General features: G+C 74.5%; 11 protein-coding genes. 4 read left to right on the top strand and 7 right to left on the bottom strand.

The genetic code is table 11. The annotated features are described in order from the left end of the window. The first annotated feature begins 316 nt into the window (after window positions 1–316). Window positions 317–1,519, top strand: a complete 1,203-nt coding sequence (locus GT045_RS35620; protein WP_161336743.1) for an amino acid deaminase/aldolase — start codon at window positions 317–319, stop codon at window positions 1,517–1,519. Window positions 1,520–1,525: 6 nt separating this feature from the next. Here GT045_RS35620 and GT045_RS35615 read toward each other — a convergent pair whose 3' ends face one another. From GT045_RS35615 to GT045_RS35605, 3 genes are all read right to left on the bottom strand, one after another. Further along, on the bottom strand, window positions 1,526–2,308 hold the full coding sequence (locus GT045_RS35615; protein WP_161289993.1) for a 3-oxoacyl-ACP reductase: 783 nt from the start codon (window positions 2,306–2,308) through the stop codon (window positions 1,526–1,528). Beyond that, window positions 2,305–3,678 (bottom strand): aldehyde dehydrogenase family protein, encoded by a 1,374-nt coding sequence (locus GT045_RS35610; protein ID WP_161336742.1) that lies wholly within the window; start codon window positions 3,676–3,678, stop codon window positions 2,305–2,307. Before GT045_RS35610 ends, GT045_RS35615 begins: the two co-directional genes overlap by 4 nt. A gap of 219 nt (window positions 3,679–3,897) precedes the next feature. After that, on the bottom strand, window positions 3,898–5,256 hold the full coding sequence (locus GT045_RS35605; protein ID WP_161336741.1) for a glutamine synthetase family protein: 1,359 nt from the start codon (window positions 5,254–5,256) through the stop codon (window positions 3,898–3,900). 96 nt (window positions 5,257–5,352) lie between these two features. Between GT045_RS35605 and GT045_RS35600 the strand changes: the two genes are divergently transcribed. Next, window positions 5,353–6,105 carry an FCD domain-containing protein gene (locus tag GT045_RS35600; protein ID WP_161286921.1) on the top strand — a complete coding sequence of 251 codons (753 nt, stop codon included), beginning with the start codon at window positions 5,353–5,355 and terminating at the stop codon, window positions 6,103–6,105. Window positions 6,106–6,212: 107 nt separating this feature from the next. After that, on the top strand, window positions 6,213–6,899 hold the full coding sequence (locus GT045_RS35595; RefSeq protein ID WP_161336740.1) for a gamma-glutamyl-gamma-aminobutyrate hydrolase family protein: 687 nt from the start codon (window positions 6,213–6,215) through the stop codon (window positions 6,897–6,899). On the opposite strand, the gene GT045_RS35590 is transcribed toward GT045_RS35595, so the two are convergent. After that, window positions 6,883–7,839: a phosphotransferase gene (locus tag GT045_RS35590; RefSeq protein WP_161336739.1), complete on the bottom strand. Its 957-nt coding sequence runs from the start codon at window positions 7,837–7,839 to the stop codon at window positions 6,883–6,885. The genes GT045_RS35595 and GT045_RS35590 overlap by 17 nt on opposite strands. A 272-nt stretch (window positions 7,840–8,111) precedes the next feature. Beyond that, on the bottom strand, window positions 8,112–9,035 hold the full coding sequence (locus GT045_RS35585) for a LysR family transcriptional regulator (protein WP_161294877.1): 924 nt from the start codon (window positions 9,033–9,035) through the stop codon (window positions 8,112–8,114). A gap of 70 nt (window positions 9,036–9,105) precedes the next feature. Between GT045_RS35585 and GT045_RS35580 the strand changes: the two genes are divergently transcribed. After that, the gene (locus GT045_RS35580; RefSeq protein ID WP_161294879.1) at window positions 9,106–10,260 is read left to right on the top strand and encodes a TDT family transporter; all 1,155 of its coding nucleotides are present in this window, start codon (window positions 9,106–9,108) and stop codon (window positions 10,258–10,260) included. Here GT045_RS35580 and GT045_RS35575 read toward each other — a convergent pair. Both GT045_RS35575 and GT045_RS35570 read right to left on the bottom strand, forming a co-directional pair. After that, window positions 10,172–11,005 carry a helical backbone metal receptor gene (locus GT045_RS35575; RefSeq protein WP_161336738.1) on the bottom strand — a complete coding sequence of 278 codons (834 nt, stop codon included), beginning with the start codon at window positions 11,003–11,005 and terminating at the stop codon, window positions 10,172–10,174. The two genes, GT045_RS35580 and GT045_RS35575, sit on opposite strands and share 89 nt — an antisense overlap. A 101-nt stretch (window positions 11,006–11,106) precedes the next feature. Next, window positions 11,107–11,679 carry an XRE family transcriptional regulator gene (locus GT045_RS35570; protein ID WP_161294883.1) on the bottom strand — a complete coding sequence of 191 codons (573 nt, stop codon included), beginning with the start codon at window positions 11,677–11,679 and terminating at the stop codon, window positions 11,107–11,109. Window positions 11,680–11,932 lie beyond the last annotated feature (253 nt).

Here is an 11,932-nt window from a genome sequence, read left to right as displayed (position 1 = left end):
CGGCGGGTGGGGCGGGACGGGGGCGTGTCGCGCTTCCGTGCCCATGCACCCCCCGTTTCCTCGTACCCGGGCCGTTCCCCGCACGCGGGGCGTCCTGCTGCTCGACCGTGCCCGGCCGCTGAAGCGTCCCCGGGCACGCATACCCGTACGGCTGGACGGGCATCCCGGTTCACCAGAGGCGCCGGGCGCGTTCCGCCGTGCGTGCGCGTCACTCTACGGCTTCTGGGGGGCCGGAACGGAACCGGTCCGTGCGCCCGGGGCATCTGCCCGGAACATCCCCCTACCCTGCGGTAATCCTGTCTGGCAGGCTTCCGCCATGACTGCGCCTGCCGCCGACCGGGCCCGTTACGACCGGGCCACCGCCCATCTCGACGCCCCTCTGGCGATCGTGGATCTCGACGCGTTCGACGCCAACGCGGCCGACCTGGTGCGCCGCTCCGCCGGCAAACCGGTCCGCGTGGCCAGCAAGTCGGTGCGCTGCCGGGCCCTGCTGGAACGGGTCCTGGCCCGTGACGGCTTCCAGGGCGTCATGTCCTTCACCCTGGCCGAGTCGCTGTGGCTCGCGCGGTCCGGGTTCGACGACGTCCTGCTGGCCTATCCGTCGGCCGACCGTTCCGGGTTCGCGGAGCTGGCCGCCGATCCCAAGCTCGCCGGGGCCGTCACCGTGATGGTGGACGACCCGGCGCAGCTCGACCTCGTCGACGCCGCCCGCGACGGCGGGCGGGAAGTGGTGCGCGTCTGCCTGGAGCTGGACACCTCGTTGCAGTTGCTGGGGGGCCGGGTCCGGGTGGGCGCGCGGCGCTCGCCGCTGCGCTCGCCTGCCCAACTGGCCGACCTCGCGCGGTCGGTGGCGCGCCGGCCGGGGTTCCGGCTGGTCGGCGTCATGGCGTACGAGGGGCATGTGGCCGGGGTCGGCGACGCGGTCTCCGGACGGCCCCTGCGCTCCCGGGCGATCCGGCTGATGCAGACCGCCGCCCGCCGGGAGCTGGCGGAGCGGCGGGCCGCCGCCGTCCGGGCGGTGCGGGCCGTCGTCCCGGACCTGGAGTTCGTGAACGGCGGCGGCACCGGCAGCGTCCAGCACACCGCCGCCGAGGACGCGGTCACCGAGGTCGCGGCCGGTTCGGGGCTGTACGTGCCGCGTCTGTTCGACAACTACACCTCCTTCACCGGCCGCCCGGCCGCCCTCTTCGCCCAGCCGGTGGTCCGCCGGCCGGGGGTGGGTGTCGTCACCGTGCTCGGCGGCGGTTACCCGGCCTCCGGGGCAGCCGGACCCGACCGGCTGCCGGTGCCCTGGCTGCCCGAGGGCCTGCGGTACGACCCGCAGGAGGGCCCCGGGGAGGTGCAGACCCCGCTGCTCGGCTCGCCCGCCGACGACCTGCTCATCGGCGACAGGGTGTGGTTCCGGCACGCCAAGGCGGGCGAGCTGTGCGAGCGGTTCGACGTGCTGCACCTGGTCGAGGGCGACACGGTGACGGCCACCGTGCCGACCTACCGGGGCGAGGGGCGGACGTACCTGTGAAGCGCCCTACTGGGGAGTGACGTAGGCGCCGGCGATCCCGCCGTCCACCAGGAAGTCGGTGGCGTTGACGAAGGAGGAGTCGTCGCTGGCCAGGAAGGCGACGGCGGCGGCGATCTCCTCGGCCTCGGCGAACCGGCCGACCGGGATGTGCACCAGGCGGCGCGCGGCCCGCTCGGGGTCCTTCGCGAACAGCTCCTGCAGCAGGGGGGTGTTCACCGGGCCGGGGCACAGCGCGTTGACCCGGATGCCCTCGCGGGCGAACTGCACGCCCAGTTCACGGGACATGGCGAGGACGCCGCCCTTGGAGGCCGTGTAGGAGATCTGCGAGGTGGCCGCGCCCATCCGTGCCACGAAGGAAGCGGTGTTGATGATGGAACCCTTGCCCTGGCGGCGCATGTAGGGGATGGCGGCCTTGCAGCACAGGTACACGGAGGTGAGGTTGACCTCCTGGACGCGCTTCCACGCCTCCAGGCCGGTCTCCAGGATGGAGTCGTCGTCGGGCGGGGAGATGCCGGCGTTGTTGAAGGCGATGTCGACGCTGCCGTAGGTGTCGTACGCCGTCTCGAACAGCGCCTCGACCTGCTCGGGGTCGGTGACGTCGGCCTTGACGAACAGCCCGCCCACCTCGTCGGCGGCGGCCTTGCCGCGGGCTTCGTCGACGTCGGCGCAGACGACGTGGGCGCCCTCGGAGGCGAGCCGGCGGACGGTGGCGAGTCCGATGCCGCTGCCGGCTCCGGTGACGACGGCGGTGCGGCCGGCCAGGCGGCGGCAGACGGTTTCTTCGGTCACTGTACGGAGCCCTCCGTGCTGATGAAGACGTTCTTGGTTTCGGTGAAGGCGGTCAGGGCGTCGGGGCCGAGTTCGCGGCCGAGGCCGGACTGCTTGAAGCCGCCGAACGGGGTCCAGTAGCGCACGCTGGAGTGGGAGTTGACGGACAGGTTGCCCGCCCGGACGGCCTGCGAGACGCGCAGGGCGCGGCCCACGTCCCGGGTCCAGACGGAGCCGGAGAGGCCGTAGGGGGTGGCGTTGGCGAGGCGGACGGCGTCCCGCTCGTCGGTGAAGGGCAGGAGGACGGCGACCGGGCCGAAGATCTCCTCGGTGGCGGCCGGGCTGTCCGCCCGTTCCCCGGTGAGGACGGTCGGCGGGAACCAGAAGCCGGGCCCGTCGGGGGCGCTGCCGCGCAGGGCGGGGGCGTCCGCGGGCACGAAGGACCGTACGCGCTCCAGCTGCTGCCGGGAGATCAGCGGGCCCATCCCGGTCTTCTCGTCGGCGGGGTCGCCCACGACGACGGCGGCCAGCGCGTCCGCCAGGAGGTCCCGGGCCTCGTCGAACACCGTCTCCTGGACCAGGACGCGGGTACGGGCGCAGCAGTCCTGGCCGGCGTTGTCCAGGAAGGAGGAGGGGTCGAGGGCGGCGGTGAGGTCGGCGTCGGCGAAGACGATGTTGGGGCTCTTGCCGCCGAGTTCGAGGGTGACCGGTTTGACCAGGCGGGCACAGCGCTCCATCACCTCGCGGCCGGTGCGCGTGGAGCCGGTGAAGACGATCTTGGCCACGTCGGGGTGGTCCACCAGGGCGCGTCCCGCGGTGGCGCCGTAGCCGGGCAGCACCTGGAAGAGGTGCTCGGGCAGGCCCGCCTCCAGGGCGAGTTCGGCGAGGCGGAGCGCGGTGAGCGGGGTGGTCTCGGCGGGCTTGAGGACGACCGCGTTGCCCGCGGCGAGCGCGGGGAATGAGCCCCAGGCGGCGATGGGCATCGGGAAGTTCCAGGGGGCGATCACGCCGATCACGCCGAGGGGTTCCTGGAAGGTGACGTTCCAGCCGCCGGGTGCCGGGATCTGCCGGCCGAGCACGCGTTCGGCGCCACCGGCGGCGTAGAGAAGCAGGTCGCGGGCGTTGGACGCCTCCCAGCGGGCGTTGCCGACGGTGTGGCCGGCCTCGCGGACCTCCAGCTGGGCGAGTTCCTCGGTGTGGCCGTCGACCACGTCCGCGTAACGGCGGAGCAGCCGGGCCCGGTCGGCGGGGGCGAGGGCGGCCCAGCCGGTCTGGGCGCGCGCGGCGCGGGCGACGGCCGCGTCCACGTCCTCGGCGCCGGCGGCGGGGACGGTGGCGACGACCTCTTCCGTGGCCGGGTTGAGTACGCGCAGTTCGTGCGGGTCAGTCAAGGGGTGACCTTTCACGGGACGTCTTCGCGGACGTGGGCGGGGGCGTCTGCACGGGTGTTCACAGGCTGCGCGGACGCCCCGGGCTTCCAGGGGCGTCGTGCACAGGCTGCGCGGGCATCCCCGGCTTCCAGGGGCGTCGTGCACAGGCTGCGCGGACATCCCCGGCTTTCAGGGGCGTCGTGCAGGCTGCGTGTCCGCCCCGGGCTTTCAGGGCGTCGTTCACAGGCGTTCGAAGGAGCGGCGCAGCTCCCAGTCGGTGACCGCGGCGTCGAATGCCTCCAGTTCGACGCGCGCCATGTTGCGGTAGTGCGCGACGACCTCGTCACCGAAGGCGGCCTTGGCGATCGGGCTGTGCTCCCAGAGTTCGGCGGCTTCGCGCAGGGTGGTCGGGACGTGCGCGAAGCCGGCGGTGTAGGCGTTGCCGGCGCAGGGGTCGGGCAGTTCGAGTTTGTGCTCGACGCCGTGGAGACCGGCCGCGACCAGGCCGGCTACGGCGAGGTAGGGGTTGACGTCGCCGCCGGGGAGGCGGTTCTCGAAGCGCAGGGAGCGGCCGTGTCCGACCACGCGGAGGGCGCAGGTGCGGTTGTCGTGGCCCCAGGCGACGGCGGTGGGGGCGAAGGAGCCGGGCTGGAACCGCTTGTAGGAGTTGATGTTGGGGGCGTAGAGGAGGGAGAAGTCGCGCAGGGCGGCGAGCTGACCGGCGAGGAAGTGCCGCATCACCTCGGACATCCCGTCGCCGTCGGCCATGGCGTTGCCGCCGTCGGCGTCGGCGAGCGAGAGGTGGATGTGGCAGGAGTTGCCCTCGCGCTCGTTGTACTTGGCCATGAAGGTGATCGAGACGCCCTCCTGTGCGGCGATCTCCTTGGCGCCGGTCTTGTAGAGGGCGTGCTGGTCGCAGGTGACGAGGGCCTCGTCGTAGCGGAAGGCGATCTCGTGCTGGCCGGGGTTGCACTCGCCCTTGGCGGACTCGACGGTGAGGCCGGCGCCCGCCATGTCGTTGCGCAGCCGGCGCAGCAGGGGCTCGATGCGGCCGGTGCCGAGGATGGAGTAGTCGATGTTGTACTGGTTGGCGGGTGTCAGGCCCCGGTAGTTCGCGTCCCAGGCCCGCTCGTAGCTGTCCTTGAAGACGATGAACTCCAGCTCGGTGCCCACCTGGGCGGTGTAGCCGAGTGCGGCGAGCCGCTCCAGCTGGCGGCGCAGGATCTGGCGGGGCGCGGCGGTCACCGGGGAGTCGTCGTTCCAGGCGAGGTCGGCGACGAGCAGCGCGGTGCCGGGGTGCCAGGGCACGCGGCGCAGGGTGGCGAGGTCGGGGCGCATGGCGAAGTCGCCGTAGCCGCGCTCCCAGGACGACATCGCGTAGCCGTCCACGGTGTTCATCTCGGTGTCCACGGCGAGGAGGTAGTTGCAGCCCTCGGTGCCGTGGTGCAGGACCTCGTCGAGGAAGAACCGGGCGGCGAACCGCTTGCCCTGCAGCCGCCCTTGCATGTCGGGGAAGGCCAATACGACAGTGTCGATCTCACCGCTCGCGACGAGGGCATGCAGTTCCTCGACGCTGAGCGGGGGTGTGCGGTCTGCCACGGGGGGAGCCTCCTTCGGCGCCTTCACGCTTTTTCGGCCGGGCCGGGAGCCATAAGGTATTGCGGAGAACCATTGCTTGGGAAGGGGGTACGGCGCATGTCGCAGGACGCGGGTCCGGAAGGGCTGCACGAGCAGACGGGGGCAGACCGGCTCACTCCGGTGCTGCGGCCGGTGCGGGCGGGCAACGGCTTCGAGGAGGCGCTGGAGCAGATCCTGCAGGTCGTCCGGCTGGGACTGGTGCCGGGCGGTGGGCGGCTGCCGGCCGAGCGGGAGCTGGCGGAGCGGCTCGGGATCAGCCGGGTGACGCTGCGCGAGGTGCTGAAGGTGCTCCAGGACCAGGGGCTCGTGGAGGCGCGGCGCGGGCGGTACGGCGGAACGTTCGTGCTGCCGCGCCCGGACGCGGGCGGCGAGGACGAACTGCGGCGCCGGATCACCGCGGTCGACATCGAGGACGTCCTGCGCTTCCGCGAGGTGCTGGAGGTGGGCGCGGCCGGCCTGTGCGCGGCGCACGGGCTCACCGGGGAGCAGGCGGGGCGGCTGCGGGAGGCACTGGACCGCACCCACGAGGCGCCGCTGGCGGACTACCGGCGGGCCGACACGCTGCTGCACCTGACCCTGGCCGAGCTGTGCGGCTCCCCCTCGCTGACCGCGCAGTACGCGGCGGTCCGGGCGACGGTCAACGACCTGCTGGACTGCATCCCGCTGCTGGTGCGCAACCTGGAGCACTCCCAGCGCCAGCATGCCGCACTGGTGGAGGCCGTGCTGGACGGGGACGCGGACGGGGCCCGCGAGATGATGCGCGAGCACTGCGCGGGCACGGCGGCCCTGCTGCGGGGCTTCCTGGCCTGAGCCGGATCTGCAAAGGTTTGACGGCGGACCTTTGCCGGGGCCGTCTTGAAGCGGCCCCGGAAGGAGAGCACCGTGAAGCGAGCACCTGTGGAGCCAGGGAGGGCAGCATGACCGTACGGCCGCTGATCGGCGTGAGCACGTATCTGGAGACCGGCGCGCGCTGGGGCGTGTGGGAGCTGCCGGCGGTGCTGCTGCCGGCCGGCTATCCGCGGCTGGTGCAGCGGGCCGGCGGACTGGCGTTCCTGCTGCCGCCGGACGCCCCGGAGCGCGCCGCCGAGGCGGTGGCCCGGCTCGACGGGCTGGTCATCGCCGGGGGCCCGGACGTCGACCCGGCCCGGTACGGCGCCGAGCGCTCCCCGCGCACCGGGCCGCCGGCACCGGAACGGGACGCCTGGGAGCTGGCGCTGATCGAGGCGGCACTGACGGCGGGCGTGCCCCTGCTCGGCGTCTGCCGGGGCATGCAGCTGCTGAACGTCGCCCTCGGCGGCACCCTCGTCCAGCACCTGGACGGGCACGCGGAGACGGTCGGCGTGTTCGGCGGGCACCCGGTGAAGCCGGTGCCGGGCACCCTGTACGGCGAGATCGTCCCGGAGGAGCTGTCGGTGCCCACGTACCACCACCAGGCGGTGGAGCGGCTCGGCACGGGACTGGTCCCCTCGGCCTACGCGGCGGACGGCACGGTGGAGGCGCTCGAACTGGCGCCGGAGCGGGGCTGGGTGCTGGGGGTGCAGTGGCACCCGGAGATGGGCGAGGACCTGCGGGTGATGCGGGCGCTGGTCACAGCCGCCTCCTGAGCCAGGTGAGGGCCACGTCGGCCTGGGCGCGCTGGAAGGGGCGCAGGGTGGGCAGGCCCGGTGGCGCGGGCTCCAGTGAGCCGCGCAGGAAGTAGCCGGCGAGGGCGGCGAGCGCCGCGGTGACGGCGTCCGGGTCCGCGGCCCGGCCCAGGGGGTGCGCGGCGAACACCTCCTGCGGGTCCGGTCCGCCCTGGGCCCGGACGCACGGCAGCAGTACCAGCAGGTCGAACCAGGGCGCGGCACGCAGGGCGTGCGGCCAGTCCACGAAGCCGACGCCTCCGTCGGCGGTGAGCAGCACGTTGTCCGCGCGCAGGTCGGCGTGGGCCAGGGTGTCCCCGGAGGCGCCCTCGGCCCAGCGGGCCTCCAGCGCGGCGAGTCCGGGCAGGTGGGCGACGGCCCACCGGTCGACCCGGCCCCGCACGTCCGCGACCTCGCCGTCGCGCAGGCGCCGCCATCCGCGGAAGGCGTCGGCCAGCTCCTCGGCGACGGGCGGGACGTCGAGCGGGCACGGGGTGCCGGTGCGGGCGAGGGCGGTGACGGCGTCGAGCACCCGGCGCAGTTCCGCGGGCCGCCAGGGCACGTGCGGCTGGCGTCCCGCGACCTCCTCGAAGACCAGGGCCACCCAGGTGCCGTCGTCGTACGACCCGAGGAGCCGGGGCGCGGGCAGGGTGTCCGGCAGGGCGGCGGCGATCCGCGCCTCCGCGCGGTGCAGGCCGGGGCTGCGCGGGTTGGCCTCGGCACTCACCGCCTTGACGAAGCCGGTGCGGCCGCCGGCGGTGCGTACGCGGGCGGCCACGCCGGGAGAGAACCCGCCGTGCTGGGTGACCGCCCGCACGACCGGCGCCCCGAGCACCTCACCGACGGCGTCACGGACGCGGACCGGCAGGTCTTCCCAGGGTGCACGGACGCCCGTGGCGGGCGGTGCGGTGACGGTGGTCATGACCAGCATGGTGCCGGGCGGGGGCGCAGACGAGCCACGGATTTTCACCCCGGCGGTGGGGGCGTCAGCCGCGGGTCGGGCGGGGACAGCAGGTCTCTCGCGGGGGGCGACAACCGCGGGCCAGGAACAGCACGCCTCTCGCAGGGGGCGACAACCTCGGGCCAGGAACAGCACGCCTCTCGCAGGGGGCGACAACCGCGGGCCAGGGACAGCAAGCCTCTCGCGGGAGGCGCCAACCGCGGGCCAGGGACAGCACGCCTCTCGCAGGGGCGTCAGCCGCGGGTCAGGGACAGCAGGTCTCTCGCGGGGCCCGTCGGGCGGTGGCCCGTGGGCCAGACCGCTCGCAGGTCGCGGCGCAGCGACACGCCGTCCACCGGGATGCCGACCAGGCGCCGCATCGCCAGCTCCTCCCCCACCGCCAGTTCGCTGAGGACCGAGGGGCCCGCGCCGCTCACCGCGGACGCCTTCACCGCCGTCGTCGAGGACAGCTCCATCAGCGGCCGGGCCAGGCCGCCGAGCGCGGCGTCCAGGACCTGCCGCGTGCCGGAGCCGCGCTCGCGCAGGATGAGCGGGGTCGCCGCGAGCTCCGCCGCCGTCAGGGGGCGCCGGCGACGGGCCCACGGGTGGCCCGGCGCGGTGACGACGATCAGCCGGTCGCGGGCGATGACAGCGGAGTCCAGCCCCGTGGGCACGGTCAGGCCCTCCACGAAGCCGAGGTCCGCCTCCCCGGCCAGCAGCAGCTCCGCGACCTTCGCCGAGTTGCCCGCGAGCAGCGAGACGGCCGTGTCCGGGCGCTCGGCGTGCAGGGCGAGCAGCCAGCCGGGCAGCAGGTACTCGGCGATCGTCATGCTCGCCGCGACCCGGAGCCGCGAGTCCCGCCGGTCGCGCAGTGCCCGCGCCCCCGCGTCGAAGGCCGCCGCCGCCTCCACCACCCGCCGGGCCCAGTCCGTGACCAGGGCACCGGCGTCGGTGAGCCGGGAGCCGCGCGGCGAGCGGTCGACGAGCGCCACGCCCAGCTGCCGTTCCATGGAGCGCAGCCGGCTGCTGGCGGCCGGCTGGGTGATGCCGACCTCGCGTGCCGCCGCGCCGAGACTGCCCAGCCGCGCGACCGCGAGCAGCAGCTCCAGCCCGGCGAGATCCGGCACCCGGTGCGCCAGCGACCGACTGCTCTCCCGCCGCCCTTCCACCTCGCTCATAAGACCAGCTTATGCCCTCATAGGAAGGAACCTCCTGGTCGGGGACGACCGGTACCGCGACCGTGGAGACATGGTCACCGCAGCCCAGCCCGTACCCCTGCTCCCCGCCGCCCGGCTCCGCCACCTCGGACCGAACTGGTACGCCTCCGTCATGGGTACGGCCGTCGTCGCCTCGGCCGGTGTCGCGCTGCCGGCGGCGCACGGGCTGCGCGGCCTCCTCTCGGCCGTCTGGGCGCTGTCCCTGCTCATGCTGCTGGTCCTGCTGACCGCCCGGGCCGTGCACTGGGCCCGCCACCGCGACCAGGTCCGCGCCCACCTGGCGGATCCGGCCGTGGCCCCCTTCTACGGCTGCCTCGCGATGGCCCTGCTGGCGGTGGGCGGCGGCGCCCTGACCGCCGGCCGGGACCTGCTCGGCACGCGCACGGCGGTGGCCCTGGACGCCGTGCTGTTCGGCGCCGGCACGGCGGTCGGACTCGGTGCCGCCGTCGCCGTGCCGTACCTGATGGCCGTACGGCACCGCGTCGAACCCGGTCAGGCCACCCCGGTGTGGCTGCTGCCCGTGGTCGCGCCGATGGTGTCGGCCGCGCTCGGCCCGCTGCTGGTGCCGCACCTGCCACCGGGCCAGCCCCGGGAGACCCTGCTGCTGGCCTGCTTCGCGATGTTCGGGCTGAGCCTGCTGGCCACGCTGCTGATGCTGCCGCTGGTCTTCGCCCGGCTGATCACCTCCGGGCCGCTGCCGCTCGCGCTCACCCCGACCCTTTTCCTGGTCCTCGGCCCGCTCGGGCAGTCCGTCACCGCCGTCGGCAAGATCGCGGACGTCGCCCCCGGCGTCGTACCGGCGCCCTACGACGGCGGCCTCCGGGTCCTCGCGGTCCTGTACGGCGTGCCCGTCATGGGTTTCGCACTGCTCTGGCTGGCGCTGGCCACCGCGCACGTCGTGCGGGCCCGGCGGCAGGGCATGGGGTTCTCGCTGACCTGGTGGGCGTTCACCTTCCCGGTGGGCACCTGTGTCACCGGCGCGGCCTCCCTCGCCCGGCACACCGGCCTCGCCGTGTACGACGCGCTGGCGCTCGGCCTGTACGGCGTCCTGGTGGCGGCCTGGGTCGCGGCGGCCCGCGGCACCGTGCGCGCTCTGCTCAGCGGTGAGCTGCCCGCAGGGCCTCGGCCAGCACCTTCGGCGCCTCGGCCAGGGACGGGCCGTACCAGGTCAGGTGCCGTCCGCTGACCAGGGCGCAGGGCAGGCCGGGAAAGGCTTCCGGTCCGTCGTCCGCGGTGAAGCGGTAGGGCTCGTCGGGCAGGACCACCAGGTCGGGGGCCGCCGCGCGCAGTTCCGCCAGGGGGACCCGGGGGTAGCGCTCGGGGTGGCGGGCGTAGAGGTGGTCCACACCGAGGCGGGCCAGTACGTCGCCCGCGAAGGTGTCCCGGCCCAGGACCATCCAGGGGCGGCGCCAGACGGGCACGACCGCCGTCGTTCGGCCCCCCGCCGTCACACGGCCCCCCGCCGCCGAACCGGCCCCCACCGCTGTACCGGCCCCCGCCGTCACACAGGCCCCCGCCGCCGTACCGGTCCCGGCCGCCGTACCGGTCCCCGGCGAGGGCGAGGGCAGGGCCGTCCATGCCGCCTCGGCCTCCTCCAGCCAGCGCGGGCGGCCCGGCGCGCCGCAGGCGACGAGCACCCGTTCTAGTTCGGCGACGGCCTGCGGGACGGTCCGCACCTCGGTGACCAGCACATCGAGGCCGGCCGCGCGCAGCGCGTCGAGATCGGCGGGGCGGTTCTCCTCCTCGTTGGCGATCACCAGGTCGGGGGCCAGGGAGAGGATCCGGTCCACCGCCGGGTTCTTCGTACCGCCGATCCGGACGGCGTCCAGCCCTTCCGGCCGGGTGCACCAGTCGGTGACACCGACGAGCACCCCGGGCAGCGACACCGCGACGGCCTCGGTCAGCGAGGGCACCAGGGAGACCACCCGCACTACGCCACCCCGGGAGCCGGAGTGTGCCGCACGGGCTCGGGAAGCCGCGCGGCCGGCCCCGCCGCACCCCCGGCCGGCCGGTGGCCAGAACCGTCGCGCATCTAGCGGGACCTGTCCTGGACGGCCTCGATGTGCTCGGCGACCGCCACCACGATGACCCGGGTGTCGGGCACCGTGGCCCGCCAGCGGTGCCGGACCCCGCCCGTCAGGTACAGGGTGTCGCCGCGGCCGAGGCGGTAGGCACGCCCCTCGGCCTCTATCTCCACCGCGCCGTCGGCGACGTACATCAGCTCGTCGTTGCGGTGCTGGAACTCGCGTCCGGCGTCGTGGTCGCCGGTGAACTCCGAGGCGTGCAACTGGTGGTGGCCGCGGACCAGGGAGCGGGTGCGTGGTGCGAAGTCGCCCTCGGCGACGGGTTCGGCGCGGACGACGTCCACGCTGGCGGCCGGGTCGGCGGCGGCGAGCAGCTCGACGGCCGTGGTGCGCAGGGCGTCGGCCAGCTTCTCCAGGGAGGTACGGCTCGGGCGGGCCCGGTCGTTCTCGACCTGGCTGAGGAAGGGCACGGAGAGGCCGCTGCGCTCGGCCACGACGGCGAGGGTCAGTTCCAGCGCACGGCGGCGCCGCCGGACGGCCGCGCCCACCCGCACGGGCTGCTGGTCTTTGTGGTCGCCCATCGCTCCGGCTCCCTCCTTCGCTCGTCGTGCCGCTGTCCGGGTGCCCCTCTCGGGGCATCCCTCTTCCGATGACTTCTCTGCACCCTACGCATGTTCGGCAAACCGTTTCACGTGCCTGTCACATCCCCGGCATCTCCTTGATCCCCCACCCTCACTGTTCTCGCCAGTGTCCCGGGGCGGGGACAGGTCCCTGCCCGGGTCCCCCGGCAGGATGAACCTGCCGACCAGCCGGGCCCGGGGACCCTGCGCGCGC

It is taken from the genome of Streptomyces sp. SID486 (assembly GCF_009865385.1).
In the GTDB taxonomy this organism is placed as follows: domain Bacteria; phylum Actinomycetota; class Actinomycetes; order Streptomycetales; family Streptomycetaceae; genus Streptomyces.
This window is presented reverse-complemented; position numbering and strand designations above follow the sequence as displayed.

Bases quoted from the DNA above. Each gene is read 5' to 3' on its own strand.
- GT045_RS35620 (WP_161336743.1), top strand. From the start codon at position 317: ATGACTGCGCCTGCCGCCGACCGGGCCCGTTACGACCGGGCCACCGCC.
- GT045_RS35600 (WP_161286921.1), top strand. From the start codon at position 5,353: ATGTCGCAGGACGCGGGTCCGGAAGGGCTGCACGAGCAGACGGGGGCA.
- GT045_RS35595 (WP_161336740.1), top strand. From the start codon at position 6,213: ATGACCGTACGGCCGCTGATCGGCGTGAGCACGTATCTGGAGACCGGC.
- GT045_RS35590 (WP_161336739.1), bottom strand. From the start codon at position 7,839: ATGACCACCGTCACCGCACCGCCCGCCACGGGCGTCCGTGCACCCTGG.
- GT045_RS35585 (WP_161294877.1), bottom strand. From the start codon at position 9,035: ATGAGCGAGGTGGAAGGGCGGCGGGAGAGCAGTCGGTCGCTGGCGCAC.
- GT045_RS35580 (WP_161294879.1), top strand. From the start codon at position 9,106: ATGGTCACCGCAGCCCAGCCCGTACCCCTGCTCCCCGCCGCCCGGCTC.
- GT045_RS35570 (WP_161294883.1), bottom strand. From the start codon at position 11,679: ATGGGCGACCACAAAGACCAGCAGCCCGTGCGGGTGGGCGCGGCCGTC.